This window comes from Virgisporangium aurantiacum (assembly GCF_016863635.1).
Classification (GTDB): Bacteria; Actinomycetota; Actinomycetes; order Mycobacteriales; family Micromonosporaceae; genus Virgisporangium; species Virgisporangium aurantiacum.
In genome coordinates this window covers 212487-230569 of record NZ_BOPG01000050.1, presented here as the reverse complement: position 1 = coordinate 230569, position 18083 = coordinate 212487, and the positions used below count along the sequence as shown (strand labels likewise).

The 18083-nt window shown below is 73.5% G+C and carries 18 protein-coding genes; 6 read left to right on the top strand and 12 right to left on the bottom strand.

Annotated features, from left to right (window positions below; genetic code table 11):
* The first annotated feature begins 398 nt into the window (after positions 1 to 398).
* Positions 399 to 1013, top strand: coding sequence for a YgjV family protein (locus tag Vau01_RS38815; protein WP_204004281.1), 615 nt, complete (start codon positions 399 to 401; stop codon positions 1011 to 1013).
* Here the strand turns inward: Vau01_RS38815 and Vau01_RS38810 are convergent.
* The 6 genes from Vau01_RS38810 to Vau01_RS38785 all read right to left on the bottom strand — a co-directional run bounded on the left by Vau01_RS38810 (position 1010) and on the right by Vau01_RS38785 (position 6556).
* Entirely contained in the window at positions 1010 to 1948 is a 939-nt protein-coding gene (locus tag Vau01_RS38810; RefSeq protein ID WP_204004279.1) for a zinc-binding dehydrogenase, read from the bottom strand. The genes Vau01_RS38815 and Vau01_RS38810 overlap by 4 nt on opposite strands.
* Positions 1945 to 2601, bottom strand: coding sequence for a potassium channel family protein (locus Vau01_RS38805; RefSeq protein ID WP_204004277.1), 657 nt, complete (start codon positions 2599 to 2601; stop codon positions 1945 to 1947). Before Vau01_RS38805 ends, Vau01_RS38810 begins: the two co-directional genes overlap by 4 nt.
* A complete protein-coding gene (locus Vau01_RS38800) occupies positions 2594 to 3850 on the bottom strand; it encodes a TrkH family potassium uptake protein (protein WP_204004313.1) in 1257 nt (418 codons plus the stop codon). The genes Vau01_RS38805 and Vau01_RS38800 overlap by 8 nt, the downstream gene beginning before the upstream one ends.
* Before the next feature lie 89 nt (positions 3851 to 3939).
* Positions 3940 to 4767, bottom strand: coding sequence for an SAM-dependent methyltransferase (locus tag Vau01_RS38795; RefSeq protein WP_239152196.1), 828 nt, complete (start codon positions 4765 to 4767; stop codon positions 3940 to 3942).
* Between the two features lie 50 nt (positions 4768 to 4817).
* The gene (locus Vau01_RS38790) at positions 4818 to 5480 is read right to left on the bottom strand and encodes a response regulator (protein WP_204004272.1); all 663 of its coding nucleotides are present in this window, start codon (positions 5478 to 5480) and stop codon (positions 4818 to 4820) included.
* A complete protein-coding gene (locus Vau01_RS38785) occupies positions 5477 to 6556 on the bottom strand; it encodes a sensor histidine kinase (RefSeq protein WP_239152195.1) in 1080 nt (359 codons plus the stop codon). The genes Vau01_RS38790 and Vau01_RS38785 overlap by 4 nt, the downstream gene beginning before the upstream one ends.
* 38 nt (positions 6557 to 6594) lie before the next feature.
* Between Vau01_RS38785 and Vau01_RS38780 the strand changes: the two genes are divergently transcribed.
* Complete coding sequence (locus tag Vau01_RS38780) at positions 6595 to 7485, top strand: ABC transporter ATP-binding protein (RefSeq protein ID WP_204004270.1); 891 nt, start codon at positions 6595 to 6597, stop codon at positions 7483 to 7485.
* Positions 7482 to 9272, top strand: coding sequence for an efflux permease Rv1217c-related protein (locus Vau01_RS38775; RefSeq protein WP_204004268.1), 1791 nt, complete (start codon positions 7482 to 7484; stop codon positions 9270 to 9272). Before Vau01_RS38780 ends, Vau01_RS38775 begins: the two co-directional genes overlap by 4 nt.
* Positions 9273 to 9341: 69 nt before the next feature.
* On the opposite strand, the gene Vau01_RS38770 is transcribed toward Vau01_RS38775, so the two are convergent.
* Positions 9342 to 9725, bottom strand: coding sequence for a TIGR03618 family F420-dependent PPOX class oxidoreductase (locus Vau01_RS38770; RefSeq protein WP_204004266.1), 384 nt, complete (start codon positions 9723 to 9725; stop codon positions 9342 to 9344).
* 91 nt (positions 9726 to 9816) lie between these two features.
* Between Vau01_RS38770 and Vau01_RS38765 the strand changes: the two genes are divergently transcribed.
* Positions 9817 to 11721 carry a potassium transporter Kup gene (locus tag Vau01_RS38765; RefSeq protein ID WP_239152194.1) on the top strand — a complete coding sequence of 635 codons (1905 nt, stop codon included), beginning with the start codon at positions 9817 to 9819 and terminating at the stop codon, positions 11719 to 11721.
* A 2-nt stretch (positions 11722 to 11723) separates the two neighbouring features.
* Here the strand turns inward: Vau01_RS38765 and Vau01_RS38760 are convergent, their stop codons facing one another.
* Genes Vau01_RS38760 through Vau01_RS38750 form a run of 3 tightly spaced genes read right to left on the bottom strand, consistent with a single transcriptional unit; the run spans position 11724 to position 14430 of the window.
* Positions 11724 to 12092, bottom strand: a complete 369-nt coding sequence (locus tag Vau01_RS38760) for a hypothetical protein (RefSeq protein ID WP_204004264.1) — start codon at positions 12090 to 12092, stop codon at positions 11724 to 11726.
* A 22-nt stretch (positions 12093 to 12114) separates the two neighbouring features.
* A complete protein-coding gene (locus Vau01_RS38755; RefSeq protein ID WP_204004262.1) occupies positions 12115 to 14085 on the bottom strand; it encodes a bifunctional copper resistance protein CopD/cytochrome c oxidase assembly protein in 1971 nt (656 codons plus the stop codon).
* 3 nt (positions 14086 to 14088) lie between these two features.
* On the bottom strand, positions 14089 to 14430 hold the full coding sequence (locus Vau01_RS38750; protein ID WP_204004259.1) for a winged helix-turn-helix transcriptional regulator: 342 nt from the start codon (positions 14428 to 14430) through the stop codon (positions 14089 to 14091).
* A gap of 49 nt (positions 14431 to 14479) precedes the next feature.
* Here Vau01_RS38750 and Vau01_RS38745 point away from each other — a divergent pair, with 49 nt between their 5' ends.
* The gene (locus Vau01_RS38745; RefSeq protein ID WP_204004256.1) at positions 14480 to 15028 is read left to right on the top strand and encodes a carboxymuconolactone decarboxylase family protein; all 549 of its coding nucleotides are present in this window, start codon (positions 14480 to 14482) and stop codon (positions 15026 to 15028) included.
* Here the strand turns inward: Vau01_RS38745 and Vau01_RS38740 are convergent.
* Positions 15018 to 15818 carry a (2Fe-2S)-binding protein gene (locus Vau01_RS38740; protein ID WP_204004252.1) on the bottom strand — a complete coding sequence of 267 codons (801 nt, stop codon included), beginning with the start codon at positions 15816 to 15818 and terminating at the stop codon, positions 15018 to 15020. The two genes, Vau01_RS38745 and Vau01_RS38740, sit on opposite strands and share 11 nt — an antisense overlap.
* A gap of 92 nt (positions 15819 to 15910) precedes the next feature.
* On the bottom strand, positions 15911 to 16870 hold the full coding sequence (locus Vau01_RS38735) for a hypothetical protein (RefSeq protein ID WP_204004250.1): 960 nt from the start codon (positions 16868 to 16870) through the stop codon (positions 15911 to 15913).
* Positions 16871 to 16927: 57 nt separating this feature from the next.
* Here Vau01_RS38735 and Vau01_RS38730 point away from each other — a divergent pair, with 57 nt between their 5' ends.
* Positions 16928 to 18028, top strand: coding sequence for an SGNH/GDSL hydrolase family protein (locus tag Vau01_RS38730; protein WP_239152193.1), 1101 nt, complete (start codon positions 16928 to 16930; stop codon positions 18026 to 18028).
* Positions 18029 to 18083 lie beyond the last annotated feature (55 nt).

The window sequence follows — 18083 nt, the reverse complement described above, 5'->3', positions numbered from 1 at the left end:
TAGGCACCACAACTGCAAGATCGACTCACGGCTGGGGTGCATCGGGCGCCTGTCGGCCGGGCGATGGGGACCGCGGGCCGGCTCCACGAGTCGATCTTGCAGTTGTGGTGCCCCTCGAACGGGGGCAAATGCGGGCGAACAAGGCACCACGACTGCAAGATCGACTCGGGAGGACAGCGCTCGATTGTCGATCTTGCAGTTGTGCTCGCCGAAAAACGGGCGAATTCCGACGAAAGGGCGGGCACAACTGCAAGATCGGCGACGTTGGGGTCACCACCCAGGGGCGTGTCTGGGGAGCCGGGCGTCACGCCGCCTTTGGCGTCCTAGGAGGCTAGGGTGGTTCCCCCCGGTCTGGCGGTGGCGGCGATGGGCGGCCGGGCGGGCACTAGCCTCGCGGTATGAACTGGTTGGAGGTCGTCGGCTGGGCCGGATCGGCGTTGCTGGTCTGGTCGTTGCTGCAGACCGCGATCCTGCGACTGCGCCTGCTGAACCTGGTCGGCTGCCTCATTCTCATCGGCTACAACGGTGCCCTGCACGTGTGGCCCATGGTCGGGCTCAACGTGGTGCTCACCGTCATCAACACGATCCACCTGTACCGGCTCCTCACGACCCGGCACGACGACCGTGAGTACGCGGTCGTGCGGGTGGGCACCGACGACGAGTTTCTCGCCCACACGATGCGGGTCCACGGCGCCGACATCGCCCGCTTCAATCCCGGCTTCCGGTGGGACGCGTCGGCGCCGGACCGGGCGGCGTTCCTGGTCGCGCGCGGCGACGAGGTGGTCGGCGTGATGGTGGTCCACCTGCTCGGCGACGGCACGGCGAACGTCGAACTCGACTACGTGACCCGACGGTACCGTGACCTTACCCCGGGCGAATTCGTCTACCGGCGCAGCGGCCTGCTCGCCGGGCTCGGCATCCGACGGGTGACCACACCCCCCGGAATGGTGGCGCCGTACTACGACCGGCTCGGCTTCCGCCGGGACGGCGACGCCTACGTCCTCACGATCTAGTCGACGTGGAGGACGATCTTTCCGGCGACGCGCCGGTCGAGAAGAGCCTCCATCGCGCCGGGCGCGTTCCGCCAGGAGTCCTCCAGGACGATCTGGCAGTCGAGCCGTCCGTCGGCGACCAGCGCGCACAACCGTCGCAGGTCGGACACGGCGCTGGCGTGCCGGGCGAGCTCGTCGGGCATGTTCAGCGTGTAGATCCGGGCGCCGGCCGCGCGGTCGAAGCGGGACGCCCGGAACGTGACGGTCTCCTCGTCGTCCTGCGTGGCGATGTTGACCACGATGCCGCGCGGGGCCACGTGTTCGATGGCCGCCCCGAACGTGGCGCCGCCGACCCCCTCCAGCACCACGTCGAACTCCCCGTCGAGGCGGTCGACCACGTCGTCGGCGCCGAGCCGGCGCAGCGGTCCGTCGGCGGCGGCGCGGTCACGGACCAGGGTGGTGACCCGGGCCCCGGCGAGATGGGCGAGCTGGACCGCCAGCCGGCCCGTGCCACCGGTCGCCCCGGTGACCAGCACCCGCTTGCCGAGGACCAGACCGGCCACCTCGAGCATGCGCAACGCGGTCAGCCCGGCCGTGGGGAGGGCGGCAGCCTGAGCGTCCGAAACAGCGCCCGGAACGGCATCCGGCAGCGCGGTCAGCGCGGACGTCGGAATCGCCGCGAGCCGTGCCCAGGTGCCGCCGCGGCCCTCGATCAGGCCGACGACCCGGGTGCCGACCGCGGGACCGGTACCGTCCGCGGCGGCCCGTTCGACGATTCCGGCCGCGTCCCAGCCGGTGACCGAGCCGTCGGGCAGGTCGGGCAGCCGGGTGACCTCGCCGCGGTTCAGCGAGAACGCCCGCACCGACACCACCGCCTGGTGCGGCAACGGCACCGGGTCGGCCACCTCGCGCAGCACGGCGTGCGGTGCGGTCGCCGACGAGACCAGAGCGATCACGTGGTGGCCGCGAACCGCTGAACCTGCTCGGTCGTGCCGGCGACGATCAGCACGCCGTTCCCCGGCACCACGGTCTCCGGCGCCGCGAACACGAAGTCGGTCCCCTGTGCCTTCACGCCCACCACGGTCACACCGTAGGTCGCGCGGAGGCCGGCCTCGGCCAGGGTCCGGCCGGCGGTGTCGCGGGGGGCGCGGGTCTTGGCGATCGCGAAGCCGTCGTCGAGCTCGATGAAGTCGAGCATGCGGCTGGTGATCAGGTGGGCCACCCGCTCCCCCATCTCGGCCTCGGGATAGATGACGTGGTGGGCGCCGACCGAGCGCAGGATCTTGCCGTGCTTGACCGAGATCGCCTTGGCCCAGATGTCGCGGACGCCCAGTTCGCTGAGCGCGAGCACGGTGAGCACGCTCGCCTCGATGTCGTCGCCGATGCCGACCACGGCCCGGGTGAACTCCTGGACGCCCACCTGCAGCAGCGCGTCCTCGTCGGTGGCGTCGGCCTGCACCACGTGGGTGAGCTCGTCCGACCACCGCTGGACGATCCCGGCGTCCTCGTCGATGCCGAGCACCTCGTGACCCAGCCGGAGCAGCGACTCGGCCACCTGCCCGCCGAACCGGCCCAGCCCGATCACCACGACGTTCTCGTTCTCAGCCAACGATGGGTCGCTCCTCCGGATAGCGGTACTTCCGCTGGCGCGTGTTCAGCGCCAGCGCCGAGGCGACGGCGACCGTGCCGACGCGACCGACGAACATCATCGCGATCAGCACCAGTCTGCCGGAGTCGGACAGGTCCGCGGTGACACCGGTGGTGAGGCCGGCCGTGCTGAACGCCGACATCACCTCGAACAACGCCCGGTCGAAGGCAACGTCCGAGGTGACGCCGAGCAGCAGCAACGTGCCGCCGGCGACCGTCGCCACGCCCAGCAGCGCCACCGTCGTCGCCTGACGCTGGGTCGACTCGGCGATGCGTCGGCGCCCGACCACGACGTCGCGCTCGCCCCGCACCTCGGTCCAGATCACGTAGGCGAGCAGGAAGAACGTCGTCACCTTGATGCCGCCCGCGGTGCTCGCGCTGCCGCCGCCGATGAACATCAGGCCGGTGACGATCGCGGTGGTGTCCGGATTCATCGCGCCGAAGTCGACCGTGTTGAACCCGCCCGACCGCGGGATCGTGCCCTGGACGAACGCGGCCAGGATCTTCCCGGCGACGTCGCGCGGCCCGAGCGTGCCGGCGTTGCCCCACTCCAGCACCAGCACGGCGACGAACCCGACGACGAGCAGCACCACCGTTCCCCACACGGTGATCCGGGTGTGCGTCGACCACGCGGCCGGGCGGCGCAGCTCGCGGCCGATCTCGTGGAGCACCGGGACGCCGATGCCGCCGACGATCACGCCGAGCGTCAACGGGACGCAGATCCACCAGTCGCCGACGAAGCCGACCAGGCCGTCGCTGCGCAACGAGAAGCCCGAGTTGTTGAACGCCTGCACGGCGTCGAACACACCCTCCCAGGCGGCCCGGCCCGGCGGGACGGCGTAGGCCGACCACAGCCGCACCGCGACGAACGTCGCCATCACCGCCTCGGCGGCGAACATCACGACCGCCGCGAGGACCAGCACCGCCCGCACGTCGCCGTGCGCCAGCCCGGTGCTCGTCTCCGCGCCGGCCATCATCCGGCCCCGCAGCCCCAGCCGTCGCGACACGACCAGGCTCAGCAGGGTGGCCAGCGTGGTGATCCCGAAGCCGCCCAGCTGGGTGAGCGCGGTGAGGAACACGTGCCCCGCGCCGGACCAGTAGGTGGCGGTGTCGACGGCCGTCATGCCCGACGTGGTGATCGCCGACGTCGCGGTGAACAGGGCCGTCATGAACGGGGCCGAACCTGGGCCGGCACGGCAGACGGGCAGCATCAGGAGAACGGTTCCGGCGGCGACCGCGCACACGAACGCCACGGACACCGTCCGGGCCGGATGCGGACGGGGCCGGAGCACGGGGCAGTCTACGACGAAGGCGGCTGGGGAATCCGGGCGACACCACCGAAGGCGGAGACGTCCGCCAACGCGGGCCGGGGCGCGTCCGGGTCGGCCGGCCGCCAGGCCGTCACGGGACACACGCCGGGCGGCACCAGGTCGAGGCCGGCGAAGAAGCGTTCGACCTCGGCCCTGGACCGGAGCCGGACCCGGTCCTCCCGCCGGTCGGCGCGGGCGTTGGCGGCATCGAAGATCGCGATCCGCTCGGGCGGCATGAAGTCGGTGGTCGCGTTCGTGAGCACCAGGTAGCTGCCCGCCGGGAGCGGACCGGTCAGGCGCGACACCAGGCCGTACGGATCGTCGGTGTCCAGGATGAAATGCATGACGGCGACCAGCAGCACCGCCACCGGCCGGTCGAGGTCGAGCGTCGACCGCACCTCGGAACTCCCGACGATCAGGTCGGGCTCGCGCAGGTCGGCGTCGAGGTACGCGGTGCGGCCCTCCCGCGTACCGGTCAGCAGGGCACGCGCGTGGACCAGCACGAGCGGGTCGTTGTCGACGTAGACGACGCGCGCGGTCGGGTCGACGTCCTGCGCGATCTCGTGGGTGTTGTCGGGCGCGGGCAGGCCGCAGCCGATGTCCACGAACTGCCGCACGCCGGCCTCGGCCGCCAGGTACCGCACCACCCGGCCGTGGAACCGGCGGTTCTCCAGCGCCCCGATCCGCACCGACGGCATGAACTCCTCGATCATGGCGGCGGAGTCGCGGTCGGCCTGGAAATGGTCCTTGCCGCCGAGCCAGTAGTTGTACCGGCGCGCCGGATGCGGCCGGGAGACGTCGAACCCACCGTCACCCATCATCGAAGCCTATCTTTCGGGGTCGGATTCATGGGGCCGGATCCACGGTGTCAGGACCGGCTGAGCCAGCCGGGGACAGTCAGACCGGACTCGTACGCGAGGATCACCAGCTGCGCCCGGTCGCGGACCTGGGTCTTGGTCATGATCCGGCTGACGTGGGTCTTGGCGGTGGCCGGGCTGAGGACCAGCCGCGCGGCGATCTCGTCGTTGGACAGGCCGGCGGCGACCAGCGCCATCACCTCCCGCTCCCGCTCGGTGAGCGCCGCCAGCCGCGGGCCCGGGTCGGGATGCCGGGCCCGGGCGGCGAACTCGGCGATCAGGCGACGGGTGATCGCTGGCGCGATCAGCGCGTCGCCGCGCGCGATCACCCGCACCGCGTGGATCAGCTCCGCCGGCTCGGTGTCCTTGACCAGGAAGCCGCTCGCGCCGGCCCGCAACGCGTCGTACACGTAGTCGTCGAGGTCGAAGGTGGTCAGGATGATCACCCGGACGTCGGTCCTCGCGGCGATCTCGCGGGTGGCGGCGATGCCGTCGAGGCCGGGCATCCGGATGTCCATGAGGACGACGTCGGGCCGCACCTGATACGCCAGCCGGACCGCGTCGGCGCCGTCGACGGCCTCGCCGACCACGTCGATGCCGTCCTCACCGTCCAATATGGACCGGAACCCGGCGCGGACCAGGGTCTGGTCGTCGGCGAGCAGGATCCGGATCACGCCGCGACACCCAACGGGAGGCGGGCGCTGACCCGGAAGCCGCCGGCCGGGCCCGGTCCGGTGGCGAGCGTTCCGCCGAGGGCCTCGGCCCGCTCGGTCATGCCGGTGATCCCGGCGCCGGCCGGACCCGGTGCGCCCGTCCCGTCGTCCTCGATCTCGACGACGACGGCGTCGCGGTCCGGACGGACCCGGACCACCGCGGCGGTCGCGCCCGCGTGGCGGGTGACGTTCGTGAGCGCCTCCTGGACGATCCGGAACGCCGCCAGGTCGACGTCCGGCGGCAGCGGCCGGGTCTCGGCGAGTTCCGCGCGGATCTCCAGCCCGGCCCGCCTGGCCGTCGTGACCAGATCGTCGAGGCCGTCGAGACCGGGTGCGGCGACGGGACCGTCGGTGCGCAGGATGCCGATCGTGCGACGCAGTTCCTGCAGCGTCTCCCGGCTCGCCTGCTTGATCGCGGTGAGCGCCTGCGTCGACCGGTCCGGGTCCGGGCGGTGCAGCGCGGCGCTCGCCTGCACGTTGATCATCGAGAGGTGGTGACCGAGCACGTCGTGCAGTTCGCGCGCGATGCGCAGCCGCTCCTCGGTGGCCCGGCGCCGGGCCGCCTCCTCGGCGCGCTGCTCGGCGGCGACGGCGCGGGCCCGCGCCTCGGTGAGGTAGGCGCGCCGGTTCCGGGTCACGCCGACGATCACCGCCACCACCCACCCGGCGTGCAGCAGCGTCGCCCCGTTCCCCCGGGTGTTGACGTCGGCGACCGCGAACGCGACCACCGACGCCGCGCCGAGCCCGAGGGCCACCGCCAGGTGCCCCTCGTCGACGACCGTGTAGAGCGCGACGACGAACACCAGCATGATCGGGCCGGGCCGGTGCAGCAGCGCGCCGTAGGCGGCGATCGCGGCCAGCGCCGCCACCCCGACCGCGACCGGGTACCGCCGGCGCAGGACCAACGCGCCGGTCGACGCCAGCACGACCAGTGCCGCCGCCACGTCGGCGGGGCTGTCGACGCCGTGCGACTGCACGATCAGGCCGCCGAGCGCGACGACGCCGACGGCGACCTCGGGAACGCCGCGTCGCATCATGGACCGAGCTTATGCTTCTCGATCGGGGGAGGGCACCGATGCAACTGCCGGCGCTGCGCGCGGAGAACCTCACCAAGCGGTACGGGCGGGTGCTCGCCCTCGACGCGCTCGACCTGGAGGTCCGCGCGGGCGAGGTGTTCGGCTGGTTGGGGCCGAACGGCGCGGGCAAGTCCACCACGATCCGCCTGCTGCTGGGCCTGGCCCGGCCGACCGCCGGACGGGCGATGGTGTTCCACGTCGACGCCGCCGACGTGACGGTGGCGCACCACCTCCTCGCCCACGTGCCGGCCGACGTGGCGTTGTGGCCGCGGATGACCGGCGGGGAGATCCTGGACCTGCTCGGCAACACCGGTCCCGGCGTCGACCTGAAGTACCGGGCCGAGCTGATCGAGCGGTTCGAGCTGGACCCGTCGCGGGTCGCCGGCACCTACTCGACCGGCAACCGGCAGAAGGTCGCGTTGATCGCGGCGTTCGCCACCCGGGCGCCGGTGCTCGTCCTCGACGAGCCCACCAGTGGCCTCGACCCGTTGATGGAGATGCAGTTCCGCCGTGTGGTGATGCGGGCCCGCGCCGACGGCCGCACCGTGTTCCTCAGCTCGCACCGGCTCGCCGACGTGGAGGCGGTGTGCGACCGGGTCGGCATCCTGCGCGCCGGCCGGTTGGCCGAGGTCACCACGGTCGGCGAACTGCGCACGCGGCACCGCACCCGGATCACCGTCACGTACGACGGCGACCCGCCCGACCTGGGCTGGGCGGCCGGCGTCGACGACATCGAGCAGACCGGGCCGTCGGCGCTGACGTTCACGGTGAGCGGGCCGCCCGGTCCGATGCTGCGCGAACTGGCGGCGACCGAGATCACCGCGATCTCGGTGCGCGAGCCGACGCTCGAGGAGGTCTTCGTCGACTACTACGGCACGGCGGCCCGGTGAGGACGGCCGAGCGCGCCGTCGTCGGGCTCGCGCTGCGGCAGGTCCGCCGGGGCACGGCGGTCGTCGCGACGGTCGCCGCCGGCGCGTCCGTGCTGGTGATCGTCAGCTATCACGGCCTCTTCGCCGGCAGCGACGACCGGGCCGCGCTCGCGGCGGTGGCCGCGAACCCGGCGATCCGCACGCTCTTCGGTCCCGCGCCCGACCTCGACGATCCCGGCGCGTTCGCGGCCTGGCGCACCGGGACGCCGCTGGCCGTACTGGTGGCGGCCTGGGCGCTGGTGACCGCCGTCCGGATCACCCGCGGCGAGGAGGCGACCGGCCGGTGGACCCTCCTGCTCGCCGGTCGCACGACCCTCGCCGCCGTCGTCGCCCGGCACACCGCCGTGCTCGCCGCCGGCGCGGCGGTCATCGGCGCGGCCACGGCCGTCGCGCTGGCCGCGATGGGTCCGGGTGCCGGCGGCGCGGCGCTGTTCGGGTGCGGGATCGCCCTGGTCGGCGCGTTGTTCGCCGGCGTCGGCGCGACGTGCGCGCAGGTGTTCGCGTCGCGGGCGGCGGCCACCGGCGCGGGCACGTCCGTGCTCGGCGCCGCCCTGCTGACCCGCATGCTGGGCGACGGCGTGCCGCACCTGGCCGGCCTGCGGTGGGCGTCACCGTTCGGGCTGATCGCGGCGACCCGGCCGTTCACCGGCGACCACCTGCTGCCGTTGGCCGTGCTGGCCGCGATGGCGACCGCGGCGTGCGGCGCCGCCACCGCGCTGGCCCGCCGGCGCGACGTCGGCGACGGGATCCTCGTCGTGCCGACCGTCCGCGCGTCGCGGCCGTGGCTGCTCGGCTCCGTCGGCGGTTTCGCGGTGCGCGGCGCGCTCGGCGTCACCGCGGGCTGGGCGGTCGCCGTCGGCGCCGGCTTCCTGCTCATGGGCGCGATCGCGGACTCGCTGACCGGGTTCCTCACCGCCAACCCCCGCCTCGCCGACCTCGCCGCCCGGGGCGGCGTCACCGGCCTCGACCGCACCGAGGGCTACGCCGGCGCCATGTTCGGGCTGCTGGCCGTCGCGGTGAGCCTGTACACGGTGGTGCGCACCGCCGGGCTCGCCGCCGAGGAGACCGGCGGGCGCCTGACGCTGCTGCTCGCCAACCCGGTCGCCCGCACGAAGATCCTGGCCACGCACGCCGCCGCCACCCTGGGCGGCGCACTGATCCTGCTGACGGTGGCGGCCGTCGGAATCTGGGCCGGCACCGGCTTCGGCCCGGACGATGCGGCCGCCGGCACCGGCGGCGCGCTGACCGGCCCTGGCCGCGCTCTGGCCGCCGGCACCGGCGGCGTGCTGGCCGGGCCGGGCGCCGCGCTGGCCGAGCCGGGCGCCGTGCTGGCCGGGCCGGGCGACGCGCTGGCCGAGCCGGGCACCGCGCTGGCCGAGCCGGGCGCCGTGCTGGCCGGGCCGGGCGCCGGTTCCGGACTGGGCCTCGGCGACGCGCTGGCCGGCGCCGGGAACGTGTTGCCGCTGGTGGTGCTGAGCCTGGCCGCCGCTGTGCTCGCGCTCGGCGCGGCGCCTCGGCTGGTCGCGCCGGTCGGTGCGGTGCCGGCGGTCGGCGGCTTCCTGCTCAAGGCCGCCGGGACCGCGATGGGCGCTCCCGGCTGGCTGACGGGCATATCCCCGTTCACCCACCTCGCCCCGGTCCCCCTGACCCCGCCCAACTGGGCCGCCGCCGACGCGATGCTGGCCGTGGCCGCAATCCTGTCGCTGGCCGCCACCCGCGCCTACACGGCCCGCGACCTCCGCACGTAGGTCTCCCCGCGATCTTGGACTCCCCGCGGTGCCCCAGGCCCGCACGCAGTCCAAGATCGCGGAACGCGGTCAGCGGACGCCGACGGTCTGGCGGTCGGGGGCGATGACGCCGACTACGCGGTCGAGGTCGCGGGGGTAGGGCTGGCCGAGGTACTTCATGGCGATCCGGTCGATGATCTCCCAACCTGCGTCGCCGTCGATCCATTCGACCACCCGGCCGCGGACGAGCACCGGCTCGAGCGGGTTCTCCGCCGGCGCCACCGACAGGGCCACCCGCGGGTCGCGGCGCAGGTTGCGGGCCTTCTGGGAGCCCGGGCCGGTGAGGAAGACGAGCCGGTCGCCGTGCGTGCCGACCCAGAGCGGCACCGTGTGCGGCGAGCCGTCGGGCAGGACGGTGGCCAGGTGGGCGATCGGGGTGCCGTCGAACGTGTCGCGGACATGGGGGTCGAGCATGGCGTCCTCCTCTAAGTTCCTTTAAGGAACTCTAGCATTCCTTCCGGGAACCGAGGAGGTGACGCCGATCAAAGGGGATATCGTCAGCCGGGTGACAACGGTGCACGACACGGCCCGGTTCGCGGTGGTCGTCGGCGCCCTCGGCGTGGTCTTCGGCGACATCGGGACCAGCCCGATCTACACGCTCCAGACGGTCTTCAACCCCGAGGACCCGCATCCGGTGCCGGTCTCGGACGCGAACGTGTTCGGCGTCGTCTCGTTGATCTTCTGGTCGGTGACGATCATCGTCACGGTCACCTACGTGCTGCTCGCCCTGCGCGCCGACAACGACGGCGAGGGCGGCATCATGGCGCTGATCACGGCGCTGCGGCGGTGGAAGTCGCCGCGCGGGCGGCGGACCGTCGTGGCGCTGGCGGCCCTGGGCATCTTCGGCGCGGCGCTGTTCTTCGGCGACAGCATGATCACGCCGTCGATCTCGGTGCTGTCGGCCGTCGAGGGGATCAAGGTCGTACGGCCGTCGCTGTCGAGCCTGGTCATCCCGGTCACCGTCGTGATCATCGTGGCGCTGTTCATGGGGCAGCGGCGCGGCACGGCCGCCGTGGGCCGGGTGTTCGGACCCGTGATGATCGCGTGGTTCCTGACGATCGGCGCCTGCGGCGTGGGCGGCATCGCGCAGAACCCGGACATCCTCAAGGCGCTGTCGCCCACCTACGCGGTCGCGTTCCTGGCCGGACACTTCCACATCGCGTTCTTCTCGCTGGCCGCGATCGTGCTGGCGGTCACCGGCGCCGAGGCGCTCTACGCCGACATGGGCCACTTCGGCCGGCGGGCGATCACGCGCGGCTGGGTGATCCTGGTCTTCCCCGCCTGCGTGCTCAGCTACTTCGGGCAGGGGGCGGTCGTGCTCGCCGACCCGGCCAACATCAGCAGCCCGTTCTTCCTGCTCGTCCCGGAGTGGGGCCGGTGGCCGATGGTGCTGCTGGCCACCGCCGCGACCGTGATCGCGTCGCAGGCGGTGATCACCGGCGCGTTCTCGGTCGCGGCGCAGGCCGCCCGGCTGGGCTACCTGCCCCGGCTGCGGATCGCGCACACGTCGGAGTCCACCGCCGGCCAGATCTACGTGCCGTGGATCAACTGGCTGCTGATGGTCTCGGTGCTGACGCTCGTGTTCGCGTTCCGCCGCTCGTCCGCGCTGGCGTACGCGTACGGCACGGCGGTGATCTGCACGATCACGTGCACCACGCTGCTGTTCTTCTTCGTCGCGCGGTCGCGCTGGGGCACGCCGACGTGGCTGCTCGCGCTCGGGGCCACGATCCTCGTGGCGCTGGATCTGCTGTTCGTGGCGGCGAACCTCACCAAGCTGCTGCACGGCGCGTGGCTGTCGCTGCTCATCGGGCTCACCGCGTTCACCGTGATGACGACCTGGCAGCGCGGCCGGCACATCGTCACCGCCGAACGCGACCGCAAGGAGGGTTCGCTGCGGGAGTTCATCGCGCGGTTGCACTCCGAGGAGCTACCGGTCCGGATCGTCCCCGGCACGGCCGTGTTCCTCAACCGGGGCCGGGACACGGCACCGCTGGCGTTGCGGGCCAACGTGGAGCACAACCACGTGCGGCACGAGCACGTCGTCATCATGTCGCTGACCACCGAGCCGGTGCCCCGCGTCCCCGCCGCCGAGCGCATCACCGTCGATGGCCTCGGCTACGCCGACGACGGGATCACCCACGTCACGGTCCGGCACGGCTACATCGAGTCGCCGGACGTGCCGGCGGCGTTGCGGATGCTCACCGCGGAACAGACCGAGGGCCAGATCGACGTCGACAACGCCCGCTACTTCCTGTCGAAGATCGAGCTCCGCCCTGGCTCCGAGCCGACCATGGCCAACTGGCGCAAACGGCTGTTCATCGCGACGTCCTACATCACCGCCGACGCGGCCGAGGCCTTCGCGCTCCCCCGCGACCGCACGGTGATCATCGGCAGCCACATTGACGTGTGAAATTACCGGCGCGCCGCGTCCCGGAGCTCGACGCCCAGCGCCACCATCGCACCCGCCGCACCGACCGACGCCAGGCCCAGCAGGAGATCGACGAAGTCGATCCGCCAGATCAAGGTGTCGACGCCCACCACTCCGACCACGAGCGCGACCACGATCACCACGACGGCGACCCCGCGCCGCGCGCGGGGCGACCGGCTCCGCCCGCCGGACCCGGCGACGATCCCGGCCACCGACGCCACGATCCCGACCCCCGGCACCAGCACGACGGCCGAGCCGCCGCCGAAGGCGAGCACCCCGACGATCACCAACGCCAGCAGACCCACGGCGGCCAGGCCGATCGTCAGGTGCCGGTTGCCGTGCCTCCGCGTCACCGGGGCAGCATACGTGGCCCGCTCACCGGCGTTCGGCCTCCGCCGCGCGTCTCAGAAATTCGTTGTAGCGGGCCAGGTCGTCCTCTTCGCCGGTCTCCTCGGCCCGGTCGGCCGCGCGGTCCAGGCGGCGCTGCTCGCGCTCGTCGGCCCGGATCCACCGCGCCACCAGCAGCACCAGGATGACCACGGCCGGCGCCTCGCCGAGCGCCCACGCGACGCCGGCGCCGAGCCGCTGGTCGGCGAGCAGGTCGCCGGCCCACACCGGATGGACGGCCGTGTACCAGCGCTCGGCGACGACGGTGGTCGCCTGCAGCAGGATCACGCCGAGGAACGCGTGGAACGCCATCCCGGCGAAGTGGACGATCACCAGGATCGGCGGCGCGATCCGGCGGCGGCCGGGGTCGACGCCGATCAGCACCCAGAAGAACAGGAACCCGGCCGCGACGAAGTGGGTCAGCATCGCCAGGTGGCCGAGGTGGCTGCGCATGAGCGGGTCGAGCAGGTCGGTGAGGTACAGGCCGTAGAGGCTGACCACGTAGATCGCGAGCGCCACCAGCGGATGCGTCAGCAGGCGGGTCGGCCGGCTGTGCAGCGCCAGCAGGAGCCAGTCGCGGGCGCCGCGCACCCCGGGGTTCCGCGGCGGCTTCAGGGCGCGCAGCGCCAGGGTGACCGGCGCGCCGCCGACCAGCAGGATCGGCACCACCATGCCGAGCACGAGGTGCTGGATCATGTGCGCGCTGAACAGCACGTAGGCGTAGCGGGCCGGGCCGCCGACGGTCGCCACGGCGAACACGAGCAGACCGGCGAGCCAGCAGACGGTGCGGGCCGGCGGCCACCGGTCCCCCGCCCGGCGCATCCGCGCCACCCCGACCAGGTACGCGGCGGCACCCACCACGACCACGGCGAGCAGGAGCGCGTCGGGCAGCGGCGGCCACAGCAGCGTCCGGCCCGAGATCGGCGGCGGGGCGGCGAAGCCGAGCAGGTCGGTCACCGGGTCGGGGTCGACCGGGTCGGTGGGCTCCGGCGTCGGCGTCCGGGACAGCGCCACGGCGACGCCGATGGTCGCGCCGAGGACCGCGAGTTCGGCCGCTGCCACGCGTCGGAAAGCATTCGGTGCGCCGGCGGCGAGCGCCGGCAGCGTCCGCGTTCGGTGCCACGCGCCGAGGACGCCCACCGCGACCAACGCCACCACCTTGACCACCACGAGCGTCCCGTAGCGCGACTCCCGCAGCTGCTCGACGGCGCCCAGCCGGATCGCCGCGCCCGCGACGCCGGTGACCGCGACCGCCACCCAGCAGGCCAGCGCGAGCCGGCTGTAGGCGCGGGCGGCCACGCCCAGCACGCGATCCGACCGCAGGGCGAGGAGCGCGCTCAGCCCGCCGGCCCACAGCGCCGCCGCCAGGATGTGGATCGCGATGCTGGTGACGGCCAACTGGTGGTTGCCGGCGCCGGCGGCGTGTCCGGTGAGCGCCGGCGGCAGCGCGGCCACGCACGCGGTCACCGCGATCACGCCGGCGCCGGTCCGGGTCAGAACCATCCAGGACGCGACGGCGACGGCCACGGCGAGCCCGGCCTGCACCAGCGCCGCCCGTCCCGACGGCACCGACAGGGCGAGGCTGCGGACCGAGGTGCTCCCGACCTGGTCGAGGGGCTGGCCGAGCAGGTCGGACACGGTCAGCACGAGGAGGGCGAGGTTGGCGAGCGCCCAGGCCAGGGCGAACCAGGCGACGCGGCGCAGCAGCCGGTAGCCGGCCGGGCCGAGGAGGGTCCGGTCCAGCCCCGGCAGGAGGAACGCCGCGGTCACCGTCCAGCCGACGGTCACCGCGCCGGTGACGTCGACCGCGGCCCGGACCACCGGCAGCCCCCACGCCGTCACCGGCCCGGCGTACGGCAGGCCGGCGTACGTGCGGCCGGTTATCGCGCCGCTCCACCAGGCGGCGAGGAGGAGCGCGCCTATCGCGGCGGCTGGCGCGATGGCCCATCTCGCTTTCACGACCTATGGTCGGTCCCGGCCCGCGGATGGTTCCCAGGTGTTGGCCCACCGTTCCAACGGCGCCAGCGTGACGAGCAGCTTCCGGCCCTGCGCGGTGAGGCGGTACCCGTCGTCGGCCCGTTCGACGATCGCGGCGTCCCGCAGTTCGGCGAGCCGTTCGGCGAGCACGCTCGACGAGACGCCGTCGCAGCGGGCCTGCAGCGCGCGGAACGTGGGGACGGCGTCGCCGCGCAGTTCCCACAGCACGCGCAGCGTCCACCGGCGGCCGAGCAGGTCGAGGATCGCCATCACCGGTCGCCCGGTGCGGGATCCGCGGACGGGGCGGCCGGGAAGCGGTGTTGTCATGCGGTCCCCTTGCTTCTTTTTTCAAAGCATTGATGTTAGCGTGCGGCGCATGCTTCGGAATCCGAACCAACCGCGGCTCGCGACCGACGACGTCGACCCGGCGGTCGTCGAGGGCCTCGGCCCGCCGATCGCGCTGTTCAAGGCGTTCGCCCGCCGACCCGAGCGGGCCCGGGCCATCCAGGGCTGGGGAAGCTACTACCTGTCCCGGAAGTGCGCGCTGACGCTGCGGCACCGCGAACTGGTCATCGACCGGACGACCGCGCTCTGCGGCGCCGAGTACGAGTGGGGCATCCACATCGCGGTCTTCGCGGCGAAGGCCGCCCTCACCGACGCCCAGGTGTCGTCGCTGGCCACCGGCGGCGCCGGCGACAGTGCCGGCGACGACTGCTGGACCGACCCGGCCGACCGCGCGGTGATCGCCGCCGTCGACGCCCTCCACGCCCGCCACGACCTGACCGACGACGAGTGGGCCGCGCTGGTCGACGCCGTCGGCGAGGACGGTGCCGTGGACCTGATGCTCGTCTGCGGCTGGTACCACGCGATCTCGTACGTCGCCCGGGTGGGCCGGTTCGCGCCGGAGCCCGGTCTCAGCGGTTGACGGGGTGCAGCACGCAGTCCCCGCAGTAGCCGCCGCCGGGGACGCGGTAGTAGAGGCAGCAGTTGGCACGCCGCAGCCGCCACGGCGGGCGCACGACCGTCGCCTCCCCCGCCAGGGGTGGGCGGGCCAGCAGGCGCTCGACGATCCGTCGCGCCCGGTCCACGCCGGAGCCGTCGCGGGCGCCCGCGCCCGCGCTGATGCCCGCGCTAGTGCCCGCGCCCGCGTTCGCGCCGATGCCCGCGCCCGCGTTCGCGCTGATGCCCGCGTTTGCCAGCACCGTGACCGCGCCGCCCAGTGCCGAGGCCACGTTCCCGCGCAGGACCTTCGGCGACAACCGGAACCGGCGCCGGAACGCGGCGAGCAGCGGCCCGATCAACCCGTCGACCACGATCTCCCCGAAGGCCTCGGCCACCGCGTCGTCGTCCGCGTCGACGGTCGCGACCACCCCGATGCCGGCGACGGCCACCGGAAGCGGCCCACCGTCGACCGCCCGCCACCACACCTGGTCCCGGCGCGGGGCCGGCAGGTCCGCCCCGAACGCCACGGCCGCCAACGGCGCCGACACCAACCGCGAGAACACCCCGAGCGACCACACGGACGCGGCGACCCGCTCCGGAACCGCGTCGGGCCCCGTTCCGGACGCCAGCGCCCGCCGCACCACGGCTACCCGCCCGGCCAGGACCTCGGGCTCGTCGAGTTCGGCGAGCGGCCGCCAGTCGCCGGTCGGCCCGGGCAGTTCGTCCCAGGCGAAGTACGGTCCGATCGTCGCCGCCGCCTCGAGTGCGCGCACAGCCCACCTTCTCCGCCGTGTCAAGAGTTCCAACCTCGCATACGCTCGCCGCGCGCGCCGGCCACACCTCGGCTGCGCCGGCGCGACACCGTTCACAACCGCAGGCGGCCGGCCGCGCGGAGGACCGTGAGCGCGTCGGCCGTGACCCACGGGTTGGCCCGTCGCGTGCTCGTGCCGCCCCAGTCGACGCAGTCGTTGTGCAGGGCGATCTCGGTCGAGACCCGGTAGTAGCGGGCGTGCGCGGGCCAGCCGTCGGCCACCCGCAACGATTCGAGGAGGTCGAGCGCGTCGGCGCTGCGCGCGTCACCGATGAAACCGGCCCCGGCGACGGCCTTCAGGCCACCGAGCACGTCGTAGTGCCAGTAGAGCGGGTAGTGCAGTTTGGCGTACTCGGGCCGGATCAGGTCGCCGGTGCTGATCCGGTAGGCGAGGCGGCGGGCGAGCAGCACCTCGGCCGCGCGGCGGGCGGCGGCCGTTTCGCCGTGGGCGGCCAGGCCACGCATCGGCAGCAGCGTCTCGGCGAACGACGAGGTGGCGGCGGCGGGGTTCTTGTCGCAGTTCCAGCCGCCGTCGGGCCACTGCCAGTGGAGCAGGCGTTCGGCGAGGGCGGCGCAGCGGTCGTCGGCCAGGCCGAGGACGTGCAGGAACCACAGGGCGTTGCCCTGCTGCGACGCGCACCGCCGGTACCGGCCGCGCATCACCGGTACGCCGCGCCGCCGGTAGACGCCGGCCTTCGCGGTCGCCTCGAACTCGACGTAGAACGACGGGTCGAGCCACGTGTCGAGGACGCGGTCGCGCAACGGGCGCAGCGCCGGATCGCCCGGCGGGTACCCGAGGTCGGCCAGCGCCGCCAGCGCCCACTGCGCGCCCTGCCACTTGGCGTAGACATTTGCCGACCCGCACGGCGCCAGCAGCCGCCGCACCCGGTCCGACCGCCGGATCTCCTCGCGCAGGTCGGGGTCGTCGTCCTCGCCCAGTACGTGCGTGCGGACCTTCCAACGCACCGACGGCTCGTCGGACGCCAGCAGCTTCTCCACGATCGACGCGTGCACGGGTCCATCATCCACGCATCCGCTAACATCGACGGCGGTCGCTTTATGGGAGGTGTCATGCGGATCCGTCCGGTGGTTGCGGTGGTCGCGCTGGTCGCGCTCTTCGCCGGGGGCGCGGTGACGGCAACGGGACGCGCGTCAGCGGCGCATCCCCCGGCACCGGTGCACACCGCCGGCCGGGTGAAGCCGTCGAACGGCGGCCTGCTGTACAGCTGGCCCGGCGTCTACTTCGAGGGCCGGTTCCGCGGGACGTCGGTGGGCGTCACGCTCGACGACCCGGCCGCCGACTACGACGTCGAGGTCGACGGAGCCGTGGTCGCCACGCTCGTGACCCCGGCGGCCGGCACCCACCGGGTCTCCGGGCTGGCCCGGGGCACCCACCGGATCCGGGTGGTCAAGCGGTCCGAGAGCCCGTGGGCCACCAGCAGCTTCGGCGGGTTCGTCGCCGGACCCGGTGGCGCCATCCTCGCCGCACCGCCGGCCCGGCGCCGCCAGATCGAGTTCATCGGCGACTCGTACACCGCCGGCTACGGCAACATGTCGGCCACCCGCACCTGCACGTCCGACGAGCTCCACCGCACCACCAACGCCGATCGGGCGTTCGGCGCGCTCACCGCGCGGCGGTTCGGCGCCGATTACCAGACAAACGCGTTCAGCGGACGCGGAATGGTGCGCAACTACAACGGCAGCGACCCCGGCACCGACTACCGCACCTACTACGAGCGGGCACTGCTCGCCGTACCCGGCGACGTGTGGCCCACCCGGGGCTGGCGGCCGCAACTGGTCGTGGTCGGGCTCGGCATCAACGACTTCTCCACGCCGGTCAACCCCGGTGAGCCGTGGACGGCGGAGACGCTGGCCACCGCGTACCGCGAGGCGTACCAGGGGTTCATCGACACGCTCCGGGCCCGGTACGGTCCCCGCGCCGTGATCGTGGTCAGCGCGACCTACGTCTACAACACCACCGCGCTCGCCGACGCGGCGCAGCAGGTGGTCGCCGAGCGCAACGCCCGGGGCGACGACCGCGTCCGGTACTGGTACTACGGCAACGAGGGTCTCGACTACGGCGGCTGCGACTGGCATCCGTCCCGCGCCGACCACGAGGTCATCGCGAACCGGCTCACCGAGTTCGTCGACACGCTGCAGTTGCGGTGGTGACATCGACGTCACCCGCCGGCGGTCGTCCGGTCGGTGGAGCCGCGCGGCCGCCGGG

What these genes read in the sequence shown, in the direction of transcription:
- Vau01_RS38815 (WP_204004281.1), top strand. Translation starts at nt 399, where the DNA reads ATGAACTGGTTGGAGGTCGTCGGCTGGGCCGGATCGGCGTTGCTGGTC.
- Vau01_RS38800 (WP_204004313.1), bottom strand. Translation starts at nt 3,850, where the DNA reads ATGCTGCCCGTCTGCCGTGCCGGCCCAGGTTCGGCCCCGTTCATGACG.
- Vau01_RS38795 (WP_239152196.1), bottom strand. Translation starts at nt 4,767, where the DNA reads ATGGGTGACGGTGGGTTCGACGTCTCCCGGCCGCATCCGGCGCGCCGG.
- Vau01_RS38785 (WP_239152195.1), bottom strand. Translation starts at nt 6,556, where the DNA reads ATGATGCGACGCGGCGTTCCCGAGGTCGCCGTCGGCGTCGTCGCGCTC.
- Vau01_RS38780 (WP_204004270.1), top strand. Translation starts at nt 6,595, where the DNA reads ATGCAACTGCCGGCGCTGCGCGCGGAGAACCTCACCAAGCGGTACGGG.
- Vau01_RS38770 (WP_204004266.1), bottom strand. Translation starts at nt 9,725, where the DNA reads ATGCTCGACCCCCATGTCCGCGACACGTTCGACGGCACCCCGATCGCC.
- Vau01_RS38750 (WP_204004259.1), bottom strand. Translation starts at nt 14,430, where the DNA reads ATGACAACACCGCTTCCCGGCCGCCCCGTCCGCGGATCCCGCACCGGG.
- Vau01_RS38745 (WP_204004256.1), top strand. Translation starts at nt 14,480, where the DNA reads ATGCTTCGGAATCCGAACCAACCGCGGCTCGCGACCGACGACGTCGAC.
- Vau01_RS38730 (WP_239152193.1), top strand. Translation starts at nt 16,928, where the DNA reads ATGCGGATCCGTCCGGTGGTTGCGGTGGTCGCGCTGGTCGCGCTCTTC.